This is a genomic window from Amycolatopsis sp. CA-230715, assembly GCF_018736145.1.
In the GTDB taxonomy this organism is placed as follows: Bacteria; Actinomycetota; Actinomycetes; order Mycobacteriales; family Pseudonocardiaceae; genus Amycolatopsis.
Window position 1 is genome coordinate 1,589,225 of the sequence record NZ_CP059997.1, and the last position, 20,629, is coordinate 1,609,853.

Here is a 20,629-nt window from a genome sequence, read left to right on the forward strand (position 1 = left end):
GGATGCGCACGGCGCAGGCACCCGCCTCGCGCCGTGCGCTTCGCTTCGCTTCGATGCCCCGAAGGCCACCTTCGAGGACCTGAGCGCCCCGAACACGGCCCTCGCAGCGCTCAGAGCACGCCCTTCGTCGACGGGATGCCGCCCGCGCGCGGGTCCGGTTCCGTCGCGGCGCGCAGTGCGCGGGCCACCGCCTTGTACTGGGCTTCGGCGATGTGGTGCGGGTCCCTGCCGTGCAGCACGCGCACGTGCAGCGCGATCTGCGTGTGGAACGACAGCGAGTCGAACACGTGCCTGGTCAGCACGAACGGGTAGTTGCCGCCGATGGTGAACGCGTTGAACTGCTCGGGCTCGCCGAGGTGCACGCAGAACGGGCGGCCGGACACGTCGATCGCGGCGTGCGCCAAGGTCTCGTCCATCGGGATCCAGGCGTCGCCGAAGCGGCGGATGCCCGCCTTGTCCCCGAGCGCCTGCCGGATCGCCTGCCCGAGCACGATCGCGGTGTCCTCGACGGTGTGGTGCGCGTCGATGTGCGTGTCACCGCTGGCGTCCACCTTGAGGTCGAGCGACCCGTGCGCGCCGAACGCGGTGAGCATGTGGTCGTAGAACGGCACGCCGGTGCTGATCTCGACCTCACCGGTGCCGTCGAGATCGAGCTGCACCGAGATCGACGACTCCTTGGTCGTGCGTTCGACTTTTCCGACCCTAGTCATCGCGGAATCTCCTTGCTGGCTTCCAAAAACGCGTCGTTCTCCTCCGGCGTGCCCACCGTGACGCGGAGGTGACCGGGGATGCCGACGTCCCTGATCAGCACGCCGAGGTCCACATAGGACCGCCAGCTCGCAGGCGCGTCGGCGAACCGTCCGAAGAGGATGAAGTTGGCGTCGCTTGGCACCGGGGTGAACCCGAGGCCCAGCAACGATTCGGACACCCTGTCCCGCTCGGCGGCGAGCTTGGCCACCGAGGCGAGCGTGGCGTCGGCGTGCCGCAGCGCCGCGCGCGCGGCGGCCTGGGTGAGCGAGGACAGGTGGTACGGCAGCCGGACGAGCTGCAACGCGTCCACAATGGCCGGTGCCGCGGCGAGGTAGCCGAGCCGCCCGCCCGCGAACGCGAACGCCTTGCTCATCGTGCGCGAGACGATCAGCTTGCGCGGGAAGGTTTCGAGCAGGGACACCGCGCTCGGCTGCGACGAGAACTCCGCGTACGCCTCGTCCACGACGACGATGCCCGGTGCGGCTTCGAGCACCGCGCTGAGCTCGTCGAACGGGATCGAGCCGCCGGTCGGGTTGTTGGGGCTGGTCACGAACACCACGTCGGGCTGCCGCTGCGCCACGATCGCGGCGGCGGCCTCGGTGTCGAGCGAGAAGTCCTCGCGCCGCGGCGTCGGCACCCAGTCCGTCCTCGTGCCCGCGGCGATGATCGGGTGCATCGAGTACGACGGCTCGAAGCCGAGCGCGCTGCGGCCGGGGCCGCCGAAGGCCTGCAGGATCTGCTGCAGGATCTCGTTGGACCCGTTGGCGGCCCACAGGTTCCGCTCGTCGAGCACCACGCGCGTGGCCACCGTGAGGTAGTCGGCGAGATCGCGGCGCAGCTCGACGGCGTCGCGGTCGGGGTAGCGGTGCAACGACTCCGCCGCCGCGCGCACCGCGGCCTGGACGTCCTCGACGAGTTCGACCGGCGGCGGGTACGGGTTTTCGTTGGTGTTGAGCCGAACGGCCACGTCGAGCTGCGGCGCGCCGTAGGGCGAGCGGCCGCGCAGGTCCTCGCGCAGCGGCAGCTCTTCGAGCGTGACGTCTTCGCCGAGCGTCATTTCGCGTCCCCCTCGAACCGGGCGGTCACGGCTTCGCCGTGGGCTGGCAGGTCCTCGGCGTTCGCGAGCGACACGACCTTCGGCGCGACCGCCCGCAACGCCTCCTCGCTGTAATCCACGACGTGGATCCCGCGCAGGAAGCTCTGCACGGACAGCCCGGAGGAGTGCCTCGCGAAACCGCCGGTGGGCAGTACGTGGTTGGACCCGGCGCAGTAGTCGCCGAGCGACACCGGGGCGTACGCGCCGACGAACACCGCGCCCGCGTTGCGGACCCGTGCGGCGACCTCGCGCGCGTCGGCGGTCTGGATCTCCAGGTGCTCGGCCGCGTACGCGTCGACCACCCGCAGCCCTTCGTCCACAGTGGACACCAGGATGATGCCGGACTGCTTTCCTCCCAACGCTTCCGCGACGCGTTCGGTGTGCTTCGTCGCGGGGACCCGCGTCTTCAGCTCCGTCTCGACCTCGTCGGCGAGCTGCTCGGAGGTGGTGACCAGCACGCTCGCGGCGAGCGGGTCGTGCTCGGCCTGGCTGATCAGGTCGGCCGCGACGTGCGCGGCGTCGGCGGTGCCGTCGGCGAGGATCGCGATCTCGGTCGGCCCCGCCTCGGAGTCGATGCCGATGATGCCGCGGAGCATGCGCTTGGCCGCGGTCAGGTAGATGTTGCCGGGACCGGTGACGATGTCGACGGCAGCCAGCTCGGCGCCGTCGGTGTCGGCGGCGCCGTAGGCGAGCAGTGCGACCGCCTGCGCGCCGCCGACCGCCCACACCTCGTCGACGCCGAGCAGCTCGGCCGCGGCGAGGATGGTCGGGTGCGGCAGCCCGCCGAACGCGGCCTGCGGCGGCGAGCACAGCACGAGCGAGCCGACCCCGGCGATCTGCGCTGGCACCACGTTCATCACCACGGTCGACGGGTAGACCGCGAGCCCGCCCGGCGCGTACAGGCCGACGCGCGCCACCGGAACCCAGCGCTCGGTGACCGTGCCGCCCTCGGCGACGGTGGTGGTGACGTCGGCGCGCCGCTGGTCGGCGTGCACCTTGCGGGCGCGGTCGATCGACTCTTCGAGTGCCGCGCGGACGTCGGCGTCCAGTTCGGACAGTGCACGGGTCAGCTCCGCCGCGGGCACGCGTACGCGCGAGGGCCGCACGCCGTCGAACCGCTCGGTGTAGTCGAGTACCGCTTCGACCCCGCGCTCGCGGACCGCGTCCACCACCGGCCGCACCTGATGCAGGGCGGCGTCCACATCGATCTCCGCGCGCGGCAGCGTGGCACGCAGCTCGGCGGGTGACAGGGAGCGCCCTCGCAGGTCGGTACGGTTCAGCATGCCCCAAGGGTACGAGGTGGGCCATCCCACGCTCGGGGCGCCGTAGGCTCGGCTGCGCCGGGCCGGAAACGATCAGGAGGTTGCCGTGGTGCGCATCGGACTCTGCCAGCTGACCTCGAGCGAAGATCCCGCCAAGAACCTGGTGCTGGTCCGCGACGGCGTGGCCGAAGCGGCCGGCGCCGGCGCGGAGGTAGTGGTGTTCCCCGAGGCGACCATGGCCAGGTTCGGGGTGCCGCTGGCGCCGCTCGCGCAGCCGCTCGACGGGCCGTGGGCGACCGAGGTCGCGAAGGTCGCCGCCGAGCACGACGTGCTGGTCGTCGCCGGGATGTTCACCCCGGCCGACGACGGCAGGGTGAAGAACACGCTGCTGGTGACCGGGCGCGGCGAGCACCTCGGCTACGACAAGATCCACCTTTACGACGCCTTCGGCTTCCGCGAGTCCGACACCGTCGCACCCGGTGACGCCCCGGTCACGGTGGCCGTCGACGGCATCGTGCTCGGCCTCGCGACCTGCTACGACCTGCGGTTCCCCGAGCTGTTCCGCGGACTCGCGGACGCGGGCGCGGCCGCCGTACTGGTGCCGACCTCGTGGGGCGCCGGCGAGGGCAAGATCGAGCAGTGGCAGGTGCTCGTGCGCGCGCGGGGCCTCGACTCGGGGTGCTGGATCGTCGGCTGCGGGCAGGCCGACCCGGCCGCGACGGGCATCTCGGTCAACCCGAAGGCGCCGACCGGGATCGGGCATTCCCTGGTCGCGGACGGGTTCGGCCGCGTGCACGCGCAGCTCGGCGCGGAACCGGGCGTGACCGTCGTCGAAATCGACCCCGAGCTGCCGGAGAAGGCGCGCGGCGCCACCGGGGCGCTGGCGAACCGGCGGTTATGACCCCTGCTCGTAGGCGATGCCCTCTTCGATCGCGAGCCGCGTCAGCTCGGGACGGCGGCGGCGCCCGGTCTTGTCCCTGATCCGGTCCAGGTAGGAGCGCACGGTCCGCACGCTGATCGACATCAGCTCGGCGATGTCCTGGTCCCGTTCGCCCGCGGCGACCAGCGAGAGCACCTGCCGTTCGCGTTCGGACAGCACGAGCTTCGGGCCCGCGTTCCGTTCCCGCGACGAGTTCAGCACGAACGAGGCCAGCGTCGGCGAGACGTACGAATTGCCCGCCGCGATCTCCCTGATGGCGCGCAGGATCTCGTCGCCGTCGGCGTCCTTCGACAGATAACCGCGCGCGCCCGCCGAGATCGCGCCGAGCACCTCGGTCTGTCCCGCGTGCGCGGACACCACGAGGACGCGGTGCCCCATGCCGACGACCTCGAGCACAGCGGCCGCGTCGGCGACCCCGCGCAGCTTGAGGTCCAGCACCACGACGCTGCCCGCGGGCTGGCGGCACACCGCGAACCTGGCGACCGAGTCGGCGACCGCGCCCAGTTCGACATCCGGCGCCTCCTCCAGCACGCGCGCGACCGCGGCGCGGTAGAGCGGGTGGTCCTCGATCACGGCCACCTTGATGTTTTCCGGCGTCCCCATCACATCCCCCTCACCCCGAACCAGCCCCGGTCACCGGTACCGCGGCGGCCGCGGGATCGAGCGCGGGCCCGCTCGGCAGCGCGGCGAGGGTCCCCGCCGCCACCGGCTGCCTCGGCACCGCACCGTAGCCCAGCGCGGCCAGTGCTTCCCGGCTCACCACGGGATACTTCACCCCGGTATCGGTCACCAGGTACGTCGTTCCCGAATCGACACCGGGTGCTGTCTGCTCCGCGACCACCGCGCCGCCGGACGGCGGCACGGACACCTCGTCGGCGACCCGCCCGTCCTGCTTCGCCATCGTCGCGATCGGACGCGCTCCGCCCGGCAACGGCAGCCGGTCCGAGATCGTCACCCGCGCGTCGCCGTCGCGGGCGCACACGGTAACCGACGTCCCGGTGACCGTGACCGGGACCGGGATCCGCCCCGGGTACCCGGCGGCGTCCTCTCCCCCGGCCGTCTGCTTCCCGGCGTGCTTCGGCGCACGCGCGACGGCGGCGACGTCCGCGGGCTCGGGGCCGCCGGGGACCAGCGCCGCCTGGGTTTCGGTGATCGCTTCGAGCCCGTCGGCACGGACGAGGTAGTAGCCGTCCTCGCCGACGCGCAGCACCTGCCCGGTCTTCGTCGCCTTCCCGCCGACCGACGGCCCCCGCTCGCCGGCGCCGTCGGCTTCGAGGAAGGCGAGGTCCCGCCCCGCGGGCACGGTGCCGAGCCAGCGCGGCGACACCGCGATCGGCATGCGCTGGTCGTAGTGCAGCGCCACGAGCGCCTCGTCGGTGAGGCGGAACCGGTGGCCCGCGCTGATCAGGTACCGCGAACCGTCCGGCAGGCGCACGAGAAGGCCTTCGCGCGGCCCGAGCACGCGACCCGAATCACCCGCGACGAGCAGCACCGACGACGTGGGATCCGCCGACGACGGCGCGTCGCGGCTGGTGCGCGAGCAGTTCGTCCAGGCGGTGGTGACCAGCCGTTCCGGGGCTGGCAGCGAATCCGGCGCGCCGACGATCCCGATCCCGGCGCCACGGGCCGCGGTCGCGAGCTTCTTCGCGGGCACGGTCACGTCGGCGTTCGGCGCGGCACCGGCGAGCAGGCGCGCGGACGAGTAGTTGAGCACCGGGTGCAGCACGCCGTCCTGGCCCAGCACGAACCGCGCGCCCGTGCCCTCCTCGACGATCACGTGCCCGCCGGAGAGCCAGTCCTTGCCGCCGCCGGGGCTCAGCAGGCCGAGCACCCCGCACACCGCGGTCACCAGCACGGCCACCGCGAGCCCGGCCGCGGTGCCGAGCACGAGGCGCCTGCTCGGCGACACCGGGTGGTTGGCGTCCGCGGCGACGAGCGCGGAAACCAAGCGGCGGCGCAGGAACTGGTACGCCTGGATCTGGTCTCGCTGGGTCCACACCCCGCCCGTGTCTCCCTCGATCAACTCGCGGAGGATCATCGTAGGCACCCGCGGCACCCGCCGGTGTGGGCAATTTTTCCGGCAGAGCGCGGAAATCCCGCCGCTAGCGTGGACGCCTCCTGACCAGAGGAGGTGGGCGGTGACCGCCGCGTGGCTGTTTCCGGTGCGGGTGCGCCAGATCGTGGTGTGGGAACTCGCCGCCGTCGCGGTGCTCGCGGTGTCCGGTTTCGGCGAGGTGCCGCGGATCGCGGTGTCTTCGGTCGCCGCGCTCGCCGTGCTCACGACGTCGGTCAGGATCGGCGGCACGCACTTCGCGGGCTGGGCGGCGGCGTGGCTCGGCTACCGCTTCCGTTTCCGGGGTGCCCCGCCCACCGCGAACATCGAGATCCGCGAACACGTCGACCGGGCGGGAAACCGGTTCGGCGTCGCGCGGACCGGTGACGGGTGGAGCTGCGTGATCCGGCTCGCCGGTACCGCGGCGGCGAGCCCCGTCGCGCTCCGCGACAGCGTCCTCGAAGCGTTCCGCCGCACCGATATCCCGCTCGCGAGCGCGCAGGTTCTCGTGTGGACAGTGCCCACTCCCGACGACGGCGCGCCGCTCAGGGTGCGTTGGCTCGCGGTGCGGTACCGGCCCGAGGCGGAGCCGCTCGCCGCCACGGCGAGGGGCGGCGGAGAACTCGGCGCCCTCCGCGCCACCGTGAGCGCCGCGCTCGGAATCGTTGGCAGGCTGGCGGAATCGGGCTGGGAAAGCGCTGTCCTGGACGCGGCCGAACTCGAAGAAGACCTCCGGGCGGCACTCGGCGCGAACGACGAGGACATCGCCGACGGCTGGCGCGCCTGGCGGGCGGGCGCCGTCACGCAGACCTGCCACGCGCCGCTCGGACGCCCGGACTCCCCGCACGTCCTGGACGGTTACGCCGACGGCGCCGCCTTCACCGCCACCTCGCTCGTCGTCGACCGCGACCCGAGCGGCCACGAGCGGATCACCACCACGATCAGGATCGGCGGCACGGACGCCGCGCTGCCGTTCAGTACCCGGCCCCTGCACGGCAGGCACGGCGCCCACGTCCGCCGCTCGCTCCCACTGGCCCTCCCCTGACGGCTGCTGTCCCCTGAAGGTGGCCTTCGCGGCACTCAATGCCGTGAAGGCCACCTTCAGGGCATGTCCTCCGGGGCCTTCGCTCGCACGCCGCAAGGGTGAAAAGGGGCACTGAGCTGCGAGAATCCATCATGGCACCAAAATGGGGTTGCAGTGGCGCCATCGTGGTGCCATAGTAGTGCCATGAACCTGGCGCAGTATGTCGACAACCTCCGCCACGAACTCGCGGTGGCCGCCGAGGCTGCCGGCGAGGAGGCGCGAACGCTCGCTGAGCGTCTCACGGCACCGCTCGAGTCGGCCGTTCGGCTCACTCTCCTCAACGCGCTGTCCGCGGCGGCGGACGAGATCACCCGCGATCTCGCGCCCGGTTCCGTGGACGTGCGCCTGCGCGGCCTCGACCCCGACTTCGTGGTGAAGATGCCACCGAAGGAGACGCCCTTCGACGACGCGGACGCCGAGCCGGAACCGCAGCCCGCGCCCCCGGTCTCCGACGAGGCCGCGACCTCGCGGATCAACTTCCGCCTCCCCGACCACCTCAAGGTCCGGGTCGAGGAGGCGGCGACCGGCGAGGGTCTTTCGGTGAACGCCTGGCTGACCCGCGCGGTGTCCGCGACCCTCGACGCGCGCCAGGCCCCGCGCCGCACCGGCAGGACCGACTCGTGGGGCTCGCAGCGCTACACCGGCTGGGTCCGCTAGGAGGTGTTTTGAAGTGGTTTGCGTAGCGGCGCGGGTAGGAGAACCTGACGCCGGTGCGAGCTGACTGCCCAAATCAAGCGGCTCCGCCGCTTTGAAACACGAACTAGCCCTTCCCTTCCGCCACTCGACGACCAAGGCCCGTCAGGAGCGCACCACCATGCCCACTTTCGACACCCCGGAACCGATCTCGGTCACCCTCGAGCTCGTGGCGTGCGATGTCGAAATCATCGCGAGCGACCGCGTCGACACGGTCGTCGAAGTCCGCCCCCGCGACGCGAGCAAGGACATCGACCGCAAGGAGGCCGAGCGGACCACAGTCGACTTCGTCGGCGGCAAGCTCCGGGTCAAGACCTCGAAGCGCGGTACCTACTTTTCGCGCACCGGCGTGATGGCGGTGACGATCGAACTGCCGACCGGCTCGCACGTGCAGGGCACGACGAGCATGGGCGACTTCATCGCCGACGGCAGGCTCGGCGATTGCGTGTTCACGACGTCGGCAGGCGACATCCGGCTCGGCGAAACCGGTTCACTGAAGGCGAAGACGACCCACGGCGCGCTGACCGTGACCAAAGTGGACGGTGACGCCGACCTCACCGGTTCCGGCGAACTGCAGATCGGCGAGGTCACCGGGGACGGCCTGATCAGGAACATCAACGGCTCCTGCTGGATCGGCGACATCGCGGGAGACCTCAAGCTGAGTTCCGCGAACGGGGACCTCGCGACCGAACGGCCGCGGGGCTCCGTGATCGCGAAGACCGCGTACGGCACGGTCCGCGTCGAGCGTGCCGTACGCGGCACGATGGTGCTGGAAACGCAAAGCGGCAACGTGGAAATCGGGATCGCCGACGGCACCGCGGCCTGGCTGGACGTGCGCACCTGGTACGGCTCCGTGCAGAGCGCACTGGACAACTCCGAAGCGCCGTCGCAGACCGAGGAAGCCGTCGAGGTCAGGGCAAGGACTTGGTACGGCGACATCGTGGTCCGCCGAGCCTGAGAGCGACAACCTCCTTTCCGCGCCTTTCGAGCACAAGGCGCGGCAGCTCGACCATGCCCGGGAAATCCCGGGCGAAACCAGGTGAAGAAAAGGGGAACACCATGGGGAATTCGATCGATGTAAGCGCTTACCGGACTGCGGAGAAACTGCTTTTCCACAACCGGTCCAAGCTCGTACGGGGCCTGAAGGTCAAACCGAACTGGCTCGACGGCGGCGCGCGGTTCTGGTACAAAGTGGACGGTCCGGGCGAGGCGGAGACCGTGCTGGTCGACCCGGCGGCGGGCACCCGCGAACCGGGTTACGCCCCCGAGCCCGGCCCCGAACTCGGTTTCGGGTCGGTACTGTCCCCCGACAAGCGCCACGCGGTGTACCGCGACGGCCACGACGTCTGGCTCCATTCGCTCGACGACGGCACCAAGAAACCGCTGACCACCGACGGCGAACCGGACTACGAATACGGGACCGCCCCGGCCGCGATGACCCCGTCGACGTTGTTGCGCCGCTTTGGTGTCGCCGAGCTGCCGCCCGCGGTGGCCTGGTCTCCGGACTCGACGCGGGTGCTGACGCACCGCACCGACCAGCGCGGGGTGCGCGAAACCACGCTGGTGGACGCGATGCCGCCGGAGGGCGGTGCGCCGAAGGCGCGCACCCAGCGCTACGCCTTCCCCGGCGACGAGAAGTACCCGCACGCCGAACTCGCCGTGCTCGACGTGCGCACGGGCGAGGTGGTGCGCGCCGACGCGGAACCGGTCGGCATGCCGGTGTTCTCCCCGGTGAACAGCAGGCAGGCGTGGTGGGCCGAGGACGGTTCGGCGGTCTACTACCTCCGCGGCACGCGCGACATGCGGACGCTGCGCCTGCACCGGCTCGACCCCGCCACCGGAGAAGTGACGACGCTGATCGAAGAAACCGGCCCCACCAGGGTCGAGCCGACGCAGGCGATGGCGGGCAAGCCGATCGTCCGGATCATCGGCGGCGGCGCCGAAGTGCTCTGGTACTCCCAGCGCGACGGGTGGGGCCACCTCTACCGCTACGACGCCGCCTCCGGCGAACTGCTCGACCAGGTCACCTCCGGCGAGTGGCCGGTGCAGGAGATCCTGCACGTCGACGAGGCCGCGCGCGTCGTCTACTTCGTCGCCGCGGGGCTGATCGCCGAGGATCCCTACCGCAGGACGGTGTGCCGCGCCGGGCTCGACGGCACCGGGTTCGCGAAGATCACCGACGACGAGTTCGACCACGTGGTTTCGGTACCGGACAACGGTTCCTACTTCATCGACTCGGCGTCCACAACGGACACTCCGCCGGTGATCACGGTACGCGGCTGGGACGGGCGGGTGCTCGTGGAACTGGAGCGCACGGACATCTCGGCGCTGCTCGAGACGGGCTGGCGGCCGCCGGAGCGCTTCCGCACGAAGGCGGCCGACGGGGTCACCGACGTCTACGGCCTGCTGTACCTGCCGCACGGCTTCGACCCGGAAAAGTGGTACCCGGTGCTCAACCGACCCTACCCGTCGGTGCAGATGAACACCATCAGTCCGGCCTTCGACCAGAGCTGGTTCGGGTGCGATTCCGAAGCGTCGGCGGCGCTCGGGTTCGTCGTGGTGCTCGTGGAGGGCCGCGGAACGGCGGGGCGCGGCAAGGCGTTCCACGACCTGTCCTACGGGCACCTCGCCGACGCGGGCGGGCTCGCCGACCACGTCGCGGCGATCGAGCAGCTCGCGGAAACGCGGCCGTGGATGGACCTCGACCGGGTCGGCGTGTACGGCCTGTCGGGCGGCGGGTTCGCCACCGTGCGCGGGCTGTGCGAGTTCGGCGACTTCTACCACGTCGGCGTCGCCATCTGCGGCAACCATGACAACCGCTACTACCACCTCGGCTGGGCGGAGGCCTACGACGGCCCCAACCCCGCCGCGTGGGCCGCCGCGTCCAATGTGGACATCGCAGACCGGTTGCGCGGCAAGCTGATGCTGATCCACGGCGGGATGGACGACAACGTCCACCCCGAGCACACGATGCGCCTCGTCGACGCCCTCGTCGACGCCGACAAGGACTTCGACCTGCTGATCGTCCCCGGCGCGGAGCACCTGTTCTTCGGGTACCAGCACTACCTCGAGCGCCGCAAGTGGGACTTCCTCGTCCGCAACCTGATGGACCTCGAACCCCCGGCGGGCTTCCGGCTCACGCCAGCCGAACTGGACCTCGAACTCATCGCCGAGATGTTCGGGTCCTGACGTACACAGTTCGGTGGCCGCGAGGACACGGGACCGCGAACGGCCACCCGGCCCGTGCACGACCGCGTTAGGTTCGTGCACGGGCCGGACAGCGGCCATCGGAACGCGGAAAGTGGGGCTATGACCGGGAACGGTGCGCACGAGGACGGTCTCGATCGGCTTCAGGCCGCCCTGTCCGCGCGGGCCACGATGAAGCGCTGGGCCGAAGGTGCGGAACTCGTCGAAGTCGTCCGCGCCGCCCACGACGCGGGATGGCTCGCGCGGTTGCGGGACGAGATCACCGCGGAGGACCTGGCGTCGGATGCCGGTGTCCCGGTCGGCCAGGTCTCGGACGTGCTGGCGGTACTCGTTTCGGCGGGGGTGGTGCGTGCCGGGGAGACCTCGTTCCGGCTGTGCCCCGCCTTCGACGCACTGGTCGCCGGTGCCTCCGGCGTCGACATCCGCACCGTGCTCGACGCGCTGGACCTCGCGCGCGGCCAGGCGGGCCGGGTCGCGAAGCCGGGCCGCCTCGACGGCGCGCGGGCACTGGTGCTCGCCCGCGACTGGGGAGTGCGGGCGAGCACCGGGGCGCGCGAGCTGTACGGACTGCTGTACCAGGCACTGCCGGAATACCGGGATCGGCTCGCCCGCGGCGGCCCGCTGCTCGACGTCGGCAGCGGCGTCGGCGGCGCGCTGCTGACCACCGCGACCCTGTTCGACGAACTCCGCGCCGTCGGTGTCGAAATCGTCGCCGAGACGGCCGCCGAAAGCCGCCGCCGTGCGCGGGAAGCCGGTGTCGCCTCCCGCGTGGAGATCCGGACCGCCGATGCGCGAACCCTGACCGACGAAGGCGCCTTCACCGTTTCCTACTGGGCGCAGGCGTTCTTCCCCGCCGATACGCGCGCCGAAGTGCTCGCCGCGATCTTCCGCGCGCTGCGTCCCGACGGCCTGCTGCTGATGCAGGAACTGTTCCCCCGCGACGAACCCACCACCGGCACCCGGCTCGATCAACTCTTCTACCGGCAGCAGAACCTCGCGTTCGGACTCTCCGCCGACGCCCTCGTCACCGAAGCGGCCGCCGCCGGGTTCGAGGACGCGCGGATCCTCGACAGCCCGGTGGGAAAGCTCGTCCTGGCGCGAAAACCGGTCTCCTGACGCATGCCGTCCGCGAGTGATTCCCTTGCCCCGAAAGATGCTCCTCTAGAGGTCGGGGCGGCCCCGAGTCCCCGAAGGTGGCCTTCGGGGGACCATCTCGCACAATCACCGCGACCCGCATGCCCGGAAAGTGGCTTTCGGGGACCTGAGCGCCCTGAAGGTCACTTTCGGGGCGTGAACGCGGCTCAGGAGGCTAGCCGCGCACGGCTTCGTAGACGCCGGTGATCATCGCCGCCATCGGGACGAGTGACACGAGCGCGAGGAATTCGGCGATGTCCAGTACCCGGGCCCAGTACGGGGAGCGGTGGCCACGCGCGACGCGGCCCGCGTACGCGACGCAGATCGCGGCGGCCACCGCGACGACGAAGCCCGCCGGTAGCACCAACGCCCGGTCGCCGTCGAGCACCAGCCACACGGCGGCGAAGCCCAGTGCGGCGAAACCCGGCACGAGCAGCAGCACCCGATGGGAAGTGTCCGAATAGGACCGTGACCGCAGCGTCCACGCGACACCGAGCAGGGCGAGCAGACCGGCGTCCCAGCCCGATCCCCGTACCAGCACGGGAGCACAGCCGAGGAGGACCAGACCCGCGGCGACGAGCAGGCCGCCGAGCAGCCGTCGCGCGTACGCGGTCTGACCGACCATGTCCGCGCCGAGCGACGGGCGCTCGTCGGCACGGAAGGCGTCGATGTCGTCCGGTACGCGGGGCAGCGGGAGCTTGCCGAGGCGCAGCGCCAGCATCGGCGCGGCGGCGGTCAGCGCGGTGACGACGACCGCCAGCACCGCCGCGGCGGGCTCCGCGACCGAGCCAGCCAGCAGCACGACGGCCGTGGTGACGGCGCCGAGCGCGGCGGCGGCGGTGACCGCGACGAACCACGGCACCCGATCGGCCACCGAAACGGCCGCGAGCACGCCGTACGCGGTGACCGCGGCGAGGCCGCACCCCAGCGGCCCCGCGGCGAGCGAGAACGGCGGATGCGCTGGCAGCGCGGACATCCCGGCCAGCAACGCGGGCGCGAATCCGGCGACCGAGACGGCGACACCCGCCTCCGCGTCACCGTAGGCGCGGCTCAGCGCGCCACCGCCGAGGAGCAGCACCACCGCGAGCACTCCGCACGCGACCGGCGCGAGCGCGGTGCCCGCCGTCGAAGCCTGCAGCAGGACCGCGGAACCGACGAGCAGCACGGCGGCGGCGACCAGCCCGGCCCGCCGCGCCGCCTCGGGACCCCACGACCGCGAGGAAGAACCGGCGACGCTCGCGATCGAATCCACCACGTCGTCGAACAGCAACGGCGTGCGCGGCCGCTCCCGGGGGTTCAGGCAGAGGACTTCGCCGTCGCGGACCGCGGCGTCGGCCACGGTGAGCCCCGCCGCGAGCGGTGCGCCGCCGAGCCGGGACAGCACCCAGCCGGGGTGCTCCGGATTCGCCTGCCCTTCGGCATCGGCGAGCCGCACGAGCTGCGGCACCAGTTCCGCGAGCGTGCTCCGCGGTGGCAGCGCGACGTCCATTCTCGCCAGCGGGGTCACCACGGTGACGCGGCGGGCGGCCGTCACTCGCCCGGACCGGACTGGTCGAGCACCGGCGCGAACTTCGACCGGCTCGCCTCGGCCAGCTTCGCCAGCCCGTTGTTCACCGCCTCCAGCACGATCTCACCGAGGTTGCGGGCGTCGTAGCGGCGCGCGGCGCCGGGATCGATGTCGATCCCGGTGAACCGGCCGTCGCCGCGCAGGGTCGCGGTGACCTCGTTCCCGCGCGAATGCCCCTTGACCTCCATCGCTTCGACGCTGCGCTGGATCCGGTGCACCTGCTCGGTCTGCTCGCGCACCTGCGCGAGCAGCTCCTCCAGATCGGGCTCGGTGTTCACGGGGTTCCTCCTCAGTGGACGGATCGGGGTGGTCAACGGTCCATCGAGACGGAACCGTCCGCGTCGACGTCGATGTGCTGTTCGAACCGCTCACCGTCCACAGTGAACTGAAGGTCGATGTCGGCGTCCTTTCCGGACGGCACCTCGACCACCGTGGAGAAGTCACCGCGCTGGGTGCGGACGACCACGTCGCCGTCGGCGGGGTTCACCGGGATCCAGCTGTCGGGCCGCTGTCCGTTCGGCGACGAGGTGGCCAGCGCCGGCGGCACGTAGTCGGTGAAAGCGTGCTGCCCGGAAGCGCTCGCCACCGGCGCCGGGGCCTGCGGCGCGGCCACCGGCGTGCCACCGACGGCCGCGGCACCGGGCGCCGTCGCGCCTCCGCTCTTGTCGCCGCCGCCGAGCAGTTTGTCGATCTCGCCGATAATGGTGGCCAGCTGGGAGATCTGGTTCGCCAGGTCGACCACGCCCAGCGCCTTGAGCAGCGCGCCGACCGCTTCGACGAACCCGCGCAGCGACGCGCTCGTCGCGGTCGAAAGCGCCACCGCGGCGCCATAGGTCCAGGGGTTCGACATCAGCGACGCCACGGTCGGGTTCACCGCGCCGACGACCGATCGGTACGCCTCCTGCGCGGTCCGCACCAGCGTGCCGGAAACGCCGAGCAGTTCGGCGCCCTTTTCCACCACCCCGATGATCTTCGTCAGCGCCGCGATCGAATCGGAGATCTTCTTCAACGCCGATTCCGAAGCCGCACCGGACCACGCTTTTTCCAGCTGTTCGGCGGCTTTCGTGAACTCCGTCATCAGATTCGTGAATTCGGTCGCCTTCTTCAGCAGCTCGCCGACGTGCTTCGCGATCTGTTCCGGGGAACCGGTGACGATCTCGGGCAGGATCGTGATCGGCCCGCCCGAGGACGCGGTGGCGTCCATCGCGCTGGAATTCGGGAAGCTGAGCATTTCTCCGCCTCTTCTCTTCTCGTCATACTCGGGCGAGCGCGGGCCGGTACACGCTGAGGGTCACCGGCCCGGACAGGGCGGCGTCGACCCTGCCGTGGTTGAACAGGCGGCCGGCGGGGCCCGCGATGCCGATCACCGGATCCGCGCCGCCGGACGGCTCGACGACGACCATGTCGCCGCCGGCCACCCCGCCGGGGACGTCGCCGAAATCGCGGGCGGTCCCCGAATAGACCTCGATCATCCCGATCCTGGCCTGGTTGCCCGCGTCGCCGGAAAGCCAGTCGTTGAAATCGGCGACGCCGCCGAACCTGCTGTCGCTCAACGGATGCTCGCCGAGCTGGCCGAGGCCCGCTTCGCCGAGGTAGCGCAGGATGTTCGCCACGGAGCCCGGCTCGCCCGCGCCGCTGTCCCGCATCGCGTGCGCGAGGAGTTCCGGCGCGTGCGGCGCGCCCCAGATCGCTGACGGCGCGGTGGTCCCCCCACGCCCGCCGTACCCGCCTGCCACCGCCTCGTCCGCCGACTGGTAGTCGTCGGCGCTGCGCCGGACCAGGTCGTTCACCTGCTGGAGCACGCCGAGCAACGACCGCAGCGCGGTCACCTGGCCGCTTTGCAGCGCGCCGTTCGCCGCGGCCACCGCGGAGCCGAACGCCGCGAACGACGACGGCGCGAGGACCATCCGCTCGAGATCGGCGACCGCGCTGACGGTGTGGGTGATGATGCCGCCGACGTTGCCGGCACTGGCGCGCATGGCCTCGGGCTCGGCACGGTATTCACCGCCGTCGGCCATGGGCGCCTCCTCTCTGTGCACTCGGGGCGAGAACCACACTAGGAGCGGGCCGAACGGCCGACGGACGGCAAAAGTACCCACCGCGCCCCGCGGCGGGGTCGCCAGAATGAACGACACGGACCACTTGCCCGCACCCCCGCTTGGACGCCCCTCGATGACCGTCTCCCGCGACCGGCTCCCGCTGTTCGGCGAGCAGCAGGACGAGATCGTGCTGCAGTCCCCGCCGATGCTGCCGAAGGGCTCGTCCGGCGGGCTGATGCAGCTGATGCTGTTCCTGCCGATGATGCTCGGCATGGGCGCCATGTCGTTCGTCTACATAGGACGCGACGGCGGCGCGATGACCTGGGTCTTCGGCGCGCTGTTCCTCACCGCGATGATCGGCATGGTGGTGATGTCGCTGTCCCGCGGCGGCGCGGCGAAGAAGGCGCAGATCAACGAGGAACGCCGCGACTACCAGCGCTACCTCGCCGGGCTGCGCGGGCAGGTCCGCGAGATCGCCGACCGCCAGCGCGCGACGATGGTTTCGCTGCAACCGGATCCGGCCGATCTGTGGGCCTACGCGGGCACCCCGAGGCTGTGGGACCGCCGCCGCGCGGACCCGCAGTTCGGCCAGGTCCGCGTCGGCACCGGGCCGCAGCGGCTGATCACCCCGCTCAAGGCACCGCAGACGGTGCCGCTGGAGGACCTCGACCCGGTGTCCTCGACGAACCTCCGCCACTTCATCCGCACCTATTCCGCGGTCCCCGAACTGCCGGTCGCCGTTTCGCTGCGCGCCTTCGCCACCGTCGCGCTCTCCGGTGCCCGCCCGCGCGCGCTCGGCCTGGCGCGTGCGCTGCTGGCCCAGCTCGCCACCTTCCACTCCCCCGCCGATCTGCGCATCGCGCTGTGCGTCCCGGACCACCGCCGCGCGGAATGGGACTGGGCGAAGTGGCTGCCGCACGCCACCGCGACCACGGCGACGGACGCGACCGGTCCGCGCAGGCTCGCCGCGGCCGAAGCCACGACGCTCGCCGAGCTGCTCGGCCCGGATCTCGGCGACCGTCCCGCGTTCACCCGCGCGGCGGGCGCGGGGTTCGACCACCCGCACGTCGTCGTGGTCGTGGACGGCGGGCGCATCGACGGCGAACCCCGGCTGGCGGACCGCCACGGCGTCACCGTGCTCGTCCTCGACGACGAGGCCCGCGAGCCCGGTGAGCACGCGCTGTGCCTGCACGTGGCGAACGACCGGATGGGCATGCTCGTCGGCGAAGGCGCCGAGCAGCGCCTGGCGTTCCTCGGCGCCCCGGACGCGCTCGACACCGGGGCTGCGGAGGCTATGGCGCGCACGCTGACGCCGCTGCACCACGTCACCCCGGTCGTCGGGGAATCCCCGATGGCCGCGACGTTCGGCCTGTCCGGGCTGCTCGGGCTCGGCGACCCCCGCGACATCGACACCGCGGTGACCTGGGCGCCCCGCGCGCCGAGGGACCGCCTGCGCATTCCGATCGGCGTCGACCCGCAGGGCCGTCCCGTCGCGCTCGACCTCAAGGAATCGGCCGAGGGCGGGATGGGCCCGCACGGGCTCGTCGTCGGCGCGACCGGGTCCGGCAAGAGCGAACTGCTGCGCACGCTCGTCACCGGGCTCGCGGTGACGCATTCTTCGGAAAAGCTCAACCTCGCGCTGATCGACTTCAAGGGCGGCGCCACGTTCGCCGGGATGACCGGGCTGCCGCACACCTGCGCGGTGATCACCAACCTCTCCGACGACCTCGCGCTCGTCGACCGGATGGCCGACGCGATCAACGGCGAGCTGCTCCGCCGCCAGGAACTGCTGCGGGCGGCGGGAAACCACGCTTCCGCGCGCGACTACGAACGAGCCCGCGAAGCGGGGGCGGACCTGGAACCGCTGCCGTCGCTGCTGGTGATCATCGACGAGTTCAGCGAGCTGCTCTCGTCGCGGCCCGAGTTCATCGACCTGTTCGTCACCATCGGGCGGCTCGGCCGCAGCCTCGGGATCCACCTGCTGCTCGCCTCGCAGCGGCTGGAGGAGGGCCGCCTGCGCGGGCTCGACTCGCACCTGTCCTACCGGGTCGGCCTTCGCACCTTCTCCGCCGCGGAAAGCCGCACGGTGCTGGGCGTCGCGGACGCTTACCAGCTCCCGCCGGTACCCGGCTCGGCGTACCTGAAGTCCGATACGGACACGCTGACCCGGCTCAAGGCCGCCTACGTCTCCGGTGCGCTTCCGCCGCGCCACGAAGAGGATCCGGGCGGCACACCCGACCACGGCGTGCTGCCGTTCTCGCTCGACCCCGTCGACCTTCCCGCGACTCCCACCGTCCATAGTGAACAGTCTGATTCGGACAGTACGAGTGAGACGATCATGGGCGCGATGCTGGCGAGGCTGGCAGGCCGCGGCCGGGCCGCGCACCAGATCTGGTTGCCGCCGCTGGACGTCCCGCCCACGCTGGACCAGCTCCTGCCGCCGCTCGGCGTGGCTCCCGCGCGCGGCCTGTGCCCGGTCGGCTGGGGTGGCAACGGCAGGCTCGTGATCCCGGTGGCGCTGGTGGACAAGCCGTTCGAGCAGCGGCGCGACCTGCTGTGGGCGGACTTCTCCGGCGCGGGCGGGCACGCGCTGGTCGTCGGCGCGCCGCAGAGCGGCAAGAGCACGCTGCTGCGCTCCCTAGCCGCGATGCTCGCGGTCACGCACACCCCGGAGGAGGTGCAGCTGTTCGTGCTCGACCTCGGCGGCGGCGCGCTCGCGCCGATCGCCGGGCTCCCGCACGTCGCCGGGTACGCCACCCGCCGCGACGCGCAACGCTGCCGCCGCGTCGTGGCGGAGCTGACCACCCTGCTCGAACAGCGCGAGGAGTTCTTCTCCGCCAACGGGATCGAGTCGATGGCCGCCTTCCGGCAGCGGCGCGCGGAGTTCACCGAGAGCACCGAAGGCCGCGAATTCGGCGACGTCTTCCTGCTCGTCGACAACTGGACGACGGTCCGGCAGGAGTACGAGCAGCTCGAAGAGCGGATCACCGCGCTGGCTCAGCGGGGGCTCGGGTTCGGCGTGCACGTGGTGATCACGCTCAACCAGCCGATGGGCGCGCGGGCCCCGTTGCGCGACGCCATCGGCACCCGGTTCGAGCTGCGGCTCGGCGATCCCGCGGACTCGCTCGTCGACCGCAGGACGGCCCAGAACGTGCCCGCGAACGCGCCGGGACGCGGGCTCACCGCCGACAAGCTGCACTTCCTCGGGGCACTCCCCCGCATCGACGGCGACCAGCGCGCGGACACCATCGGCACCGGCGGCGCGGATCTCGTGCAGCGGATTTCCTCGGCGTGGCAAGGGAAACGGGCACCGCAGGTACGCCTGCTCCCCGCGGAGATCCCGCTCGACGCGCTGCCACCGGGGCCGGGGAGGAAGATCGTGCTCGGTGTCGCCGAGGCGGACCTGCGACCGGTGCACCTCGACTTCGCGGCCGATCCGCACTTCCTCGCGTTCGGCGACGTCGAATCCGGGAAGAGCGCGCTGCTGCGGGCGATCGCGCGCGGGATCACGACCGCCTACTCCGACGACGACGCGGCGGTCATCGTCGCCGACTACCGGCGCGGCCTGCTCGACGCGGTCACCGGCAGGCACCTGCTCGGGTACGCGGGCTCGGAAAACGTGCTGAGCGGGCTCATCGCGGAATGCGAGCAGGCGATGCGGCTGCGGCTGCCCGGCCCCGACGTGACCGCCGAGCAGCTGCGAAACCGGTCGTGGTGGACCGGCCCCGAGCTGTTCGTCCTCGTCGACGACTACGAACTCGTCGCGACCGTCGGCAGGAACCCGCTGCTGCCGCTGCTCGAATTCCTCCCGCAGGCCAGGGACATCGGCCTGCACCTCGTCCTCGCGCGCGGCAGCGGCGGCGCCGGGCGCGCCCTGTTCGAGCCCGTGCTGCAACGGGTCAGGGAACTGGGCACGCCCGGCCTGGTCATGTCCGGCGCGAAGGACGAGGGCGCACTGCTCGGCGACGTCAAGGCGAGCCCGCTGCCACCCGGCCGCGGCACGCTGGTCAGCAGGCGCCACGGCACCGGCCTCGTCCAGGTCGGGTGGACCAAGCCACTCGATTCCTGAACTGTGGCATCGCCCGGCCCCGCGCTGGAAGGATGGACCGCATGAGCACGAGAGAAGAAGCGCTGCTGGACCTGGTCGGCACGCGCACGTTCGCGACACTGGCCACCCTCCGCCGCGACGGCACTCCGCAACTGTCCACTGTGGTCTACCAGTGGGACGGCGGAGTGCTGCACGTGCCGACCACGGCGGACCGCGCGAAGGCACGCAACCTCCGGCGCGATCCGCGCGTGGTCGCGCACGTGGCAGGCGAGAACGGGCTCGCCTACGCGGTGCTCGACGGCATGGCCGAGCTGTCCCCGGTGAGCGAAGCGCCCGGCGACGAGACGGGCCGGGAGATGCTCGCCCGGTTCGGCTCGTTCGACCCGCAACCGGTCGACGAGGACCGCTACTTCCGGCGCATGGTCGACGAACAGCGCCTGATCATCCGCCTGAACCCGACCCGGGTTTACGGCCTCGCACCGGGTGAACTCCCCGTCCCGGACTGACCACTGCACTCCGGCGGTGCCCCGAAGGTGACTTTCGGGGAATTGAGCGCCCCGAAGGTCACTTTCGGGGCATGGGCCTCGCGGGAGTCGAGTGCGCGAGGGGTGGATGCGCGGCGTCTAGCGCCGTGAAGGCCACCTTGGGGGCATGACAAGCCTCGCCCGCGCGCCCGCGAGGGCAGAGAAAGTGGCGGCGGATGCCCCGAAAGGGACCTCAGGGCATCTACCGCCCCGAAAGTCACCTTCGGGGCAT

General features: G+C 71.7%; 17 protein-coding genes. 8 read left to right on the forward strand and 9 right to left on the reverse strand.

Annotated features, from left to right (window positions below; all coding sequences use genetic code 11):
• Positions 1 to 110 precede the first annotated feature (110 nt).
• The 3 genes from hisB to hisD are packed head-to-tail and all read right to left on the reverse strand — an operon-like array spanning position 111 to position 3,129.
• Positions 111 to 710 (reverse strand): imidazoleglycerol-phosphate dehydratase HisB, encoded by a 600-nt coding sequence (hisB, locus tag HUW46_RS07520; protein WP_215546598.1) that lies wholly within the window; start codon positions 708 to 710, stop codon positions 111 to 113.
• Positions 707 to 1,807, reverse strand: a complete 1,101-nt coding sequence (locus HUW46_RS07525; protein ID WP_215546599.1) for a histidinol-phosphate transaminase — start codon at positions 1,805 to 1,807, stop codon at positions 707 to 709. The genes hisB and HUW46_RS07525 overlap by 4 nt, the downstream gene beginning before the upstream one ends.
• Positions 1,804 to 3,129, reverse strand: a complete 1,326-nt coding sequence (hisD, locus tag HUW46_RS07530) for a histidinol dehydrogenase (protein ID WP_215546600.1) — start codon at positions 3,127 to 3,129, stop codon at positions 1,804 to 1,806. Before hisD ends, HUW46_RS07525 begins: the two co-directional genes overlap by 4 nt.
• An 85-nt stretch (positions 3,130 to 3,214) precedes the next feature.
• Between hisD and HUW46_RS07535 the strand changes: the two genes are divergently transcribed.
• A complete protein-coding gene (locus tag HUW46_RS07535; RefSeq protein WP_215546601.1) occupies positions 3,215 to 4,009 on the forward strand; it encodes a carbon-nitrogen hydrolase family protein in 795 nt (264 codons plus the stop codon).
• Here the strand turns inward: HUW46_RS07535 and HUW46_RS07540 are convergent.
• Complete coding sequence (locus HUW46_RS07540) at positions 4,004 to 4,651, reverse strand: LuxR C-terminal-related transcriptional regulator (protein WP_215546602.1); 648 nt, start codon at positions 4,649 to 4,651, stop codon at positions 4,004 to 4,006. The genes HUW46_RS07535 and HUW46_RS07540 overlap by 6 nt on opposite strands.
• A gap of 10 nt (positions 4,652 to 4,661) precedes the next feature.
• Entirely contained in the window at positions 4,662 to 6,086 is a 1,425-nt protein-coding gene (eccB, locus tag HUW46_RS07545; protein WP_254126585.1) for a type VII secretion protein EccB, read from the reverse strand.
• Positions 6,087 to 6,186: 100 nt separating this feature from the next.
• Here eccB and HUW46_RS07550 point away from each other — a divergent pair, with 100 nt between their 5' ends.
• From HUW46_RS07550 to HUW46_RS07570, 5 genes are all read left to right on the forward strand, one after another.
• Complete coding sequence (locus HUW46_RS07550; protein ID WP_254125910.1) at positions 6,187 to 7,146, forward strand: type VII secretion protein EccE; 960 nt, start codon at positions 6,187 to 6,189, stop codon at positions 7,144 to 7,146.
• A 183-nt stretch (positions 7,147 to 7,329) separates the two neighbouring features.
• Positions 7,330 to 7,842, forward strand: coding sequence for a hypothetical protein (locus HUW46_RS07555; RefSeq protein ID WP_215546603.1), 513 nt, complete (start codon positions 7,330 to 7,332; stop codon positions 7,840 to 7,842).
• A 157-nt stretch (positions 7,843 to 7,999) separates the two neighbouring features.
• Positions 8,000 to 8,836: a DUF4097 family beta strand repeat-containing protein gene (locus HUW46_RS07560; RefSeq protein ID WP_215546604.1), complete on the forward strand. Its 837-nt coding sequence runs from the start codon at positions 8,000 to 8,002 to the stop codon at positions 8,834 to 8,836.
• A 101-nt stretch (positions 8,837 to 8,937) separates the two neighbouring features.
• Positions 8,938 to 11,067, forward strand: coding sequence for a S9 family peptidase (locus tag HUW46_RS07565; RefSeq protein ID WP_215546605.1), 2,130 nt, complete (start codon positions 8,938 to 8,940; stop codon positions 11,065 to 11,067).
• Positions 11,068 to 11,187: 120 nt separating this feature from the next.
• Positions 11,188 to 12,201 carry an SAM-dependent methyltransferase gene (locus HUW46_RS07570; RefSeq protein ID WP_215546606.1) on the forward strand — a complete coding sequence of 338 codons (1,014 nt, stop codon included), beginning with the start codon at positions 11,188 to 11,190 and terminating at the stop codon, positions 12,199 to 12,201.
• Positions 12,202 to 12,394: 193 nt separating this feature from the next.
• Here the strand turns inward: HUW46_RS07570 and eccD are convergent, their stop codons facing one another.
• From eccD to HUW46_RS07590, 4 genes are read right to left on the reverse strand one after another with little or no spacing between them, the layout of a single operon-like run.
• Positions 12,395 to 13,753 (reverse strand): type VII secretion integral membrane protein EccD, encoded by a 1,359-nt coding sequence (gene eccD / locus HUW46_RS07575; protein ID WP_254125912.1) that lies wholly within the window; start codon positions 13,751 to 13,753, stop codon positions 12,395 to 12,397.
• Complete coding sequence (locus HUW46_RS07580) at positions 13,750 to 14,064, reverse strand: YbaB/EbfC family nucleoid-associated protein (RefSeq protein ID WP_215546607.1); 315 nt, start codon at positions 14,062 to 14,064, stop codon at positions 13,750 to 13,752. Before HUW46_RS07580 ends, eccD begins: the two co-directional genes overlap by 4 nt.
• A 32-nt stretch (positions 14,065 to 14,096) precedes the next feature.
• A complete protein-coding gene (locus HUW46_RS07585; RefSeq protein WP_215546608.1) occupies positions 14,097 to 15,017 on the reverse strand; it encodes a WXG100 family type VII secretion target in 921 nt (306 codons plus the stop codon).
• A gap of 22 nt (positions 15,018 to 15,039) precedes the next feature.
• Positions 15,040 to 15,804: a WXG100 family type VII secretion target gene (locus HUW46_RS07590; RefSeq protein WP_215546609.1), complete on the reverse strand. Its 765-nt coding sequence runs from the start codon at positions 15,802 to 15,804 to the stop codon at positions 15,040 to 15,042.
• 154 nt (positions 15,805 to 15,958) lie between these two features.
• Between HUW46_RS07590 and eccCa the strand changes: the two genes are divergently transcribed.
• Complete coding sequence (gene eccCa, locus HUW46_RS07595) at positions 15,959 to 19,894, forward strand: type VII secretion protein EccCa (RefSeq protein ID WP_215546610.1); 3,936 nt, start codon at positions 15,959 to 15,961, stop codon at positions 19,892 to 19,894.
• A gap of 41 nt (positions 19,895 to 19,935) precedes the next feature.
• The gene (locus HUW46_RS07600; RefSeq protein WP_215546611.1) at positions 19,936 to 20,379 is read left to right on the forward strand and encodes a PPOX class F420-dependent oxidoreductase; all 444 of its coding nucleotides are present in this window, start codon (positions 19,936 to 19,938) and stop codon (positions 20,377 to 20,379) included.
• Positions 20,380 to 20,629: the final 250 nt, after the last annotated feature.

What these genes read in the sequence shown, in the direction of transcription:
- hisB (WP_215546598.1), bottom strand. Translation starts at nt 710, where the DNA reads ATGACTAGGGTCGGAAAAGTCGAACGCACGACCAAGGAGTCGTCGATC.
- HUW46_RS07555 (WP_215546603.1), top strand. Translation starts at nt 7,330, where the DNA reads ATGAACCTGGCGCAGTATGTCGACAACCTCCGCCACGAACTCGCGGTG.
- HUW46_RS07540 (WP_215546602.1), bottom strand. Translation starts at nt 4,651, where the DNA reads ATGGGGACGCCGGAAAACATCAAGGTGGCCGTGATCGAGGACCACCCG.
- HUW46_RS07565 (WP_215546605.1), top strand. Translation starts at nt 8,938, where the DNA reads ATGGGGAATTCGATCGATGTAAGCGCTTACCGGACTGCGGAGAAACTG.
- eccB (WP_254126585.1), bottom strand. Translation starts at nt 6,086, where the DNA reads ATGATCCTCCGCGAGTTGATCGAGGGAGACACGGGCGGGGTGTGGACC.
- HUW46_RS07560 (WP_215546604.1), top strand. Translation starts at nt 8,000, where the DNA reads ATGCCCACTTTCGACACCCCGGAACCGATCTCGGTCACCCTCGAGCTC.
- HUW46_RS07590 (WP_215546609.1), bottom strand. Translation starts at nt 15,804, where the DNA reads ATGGCCGACGGCGGTGAATACCGTGCCGAGCCCGAGGCCATGCGCGCC.
- eccCa (WP_215546610.1), top strand. Translation starts at nt 15,959, where the DNA reads ATGACCGTCTCCCGCGACCGGCTCCCGCTGTTCGGCGAGCAGCAGGAC.
- hisD (WP_215546600.1), bottom strand. Translation starts at nt 3,129, where the DNA reads ATGCTGAACCGTACCGACCTGCGAGGGCGCTCCCTGTCACCCGCCGAG.
- HUW46_RS07570 (WP_215546606.1), top strand. Translation starts at nt 11,188, where the DNA reads ATGACCGGGAACGGTGCGCACGAGGACGGTCTCGATCGGCTTCAGGCC.
- HUW46_RS07600 (WP_215546611.1), top strand. Translation starts at nt 19,936, where the DNA reads ATGAGCACGAGAGAAGAAGCGCTGCTGGACCTGGTCGGCACGCGCACG.
- HUW46_RS07585 (WP_215546608.1), bottom strand. Translation starts at nt 15,017, where the DNA reads ATGCTCAGCTTCCCGAATTCCAGCGCGATGGACGCCACCGCGTCCTCG.
- HUW46_RS07525 (WP_215546599.1), bottom strand. Translation starts at nt 1,807, where the DNA reads ATGACGCTCGGCGAAGACGTCACGCTCGAAGAGCTGCCGCTGCGCGAG.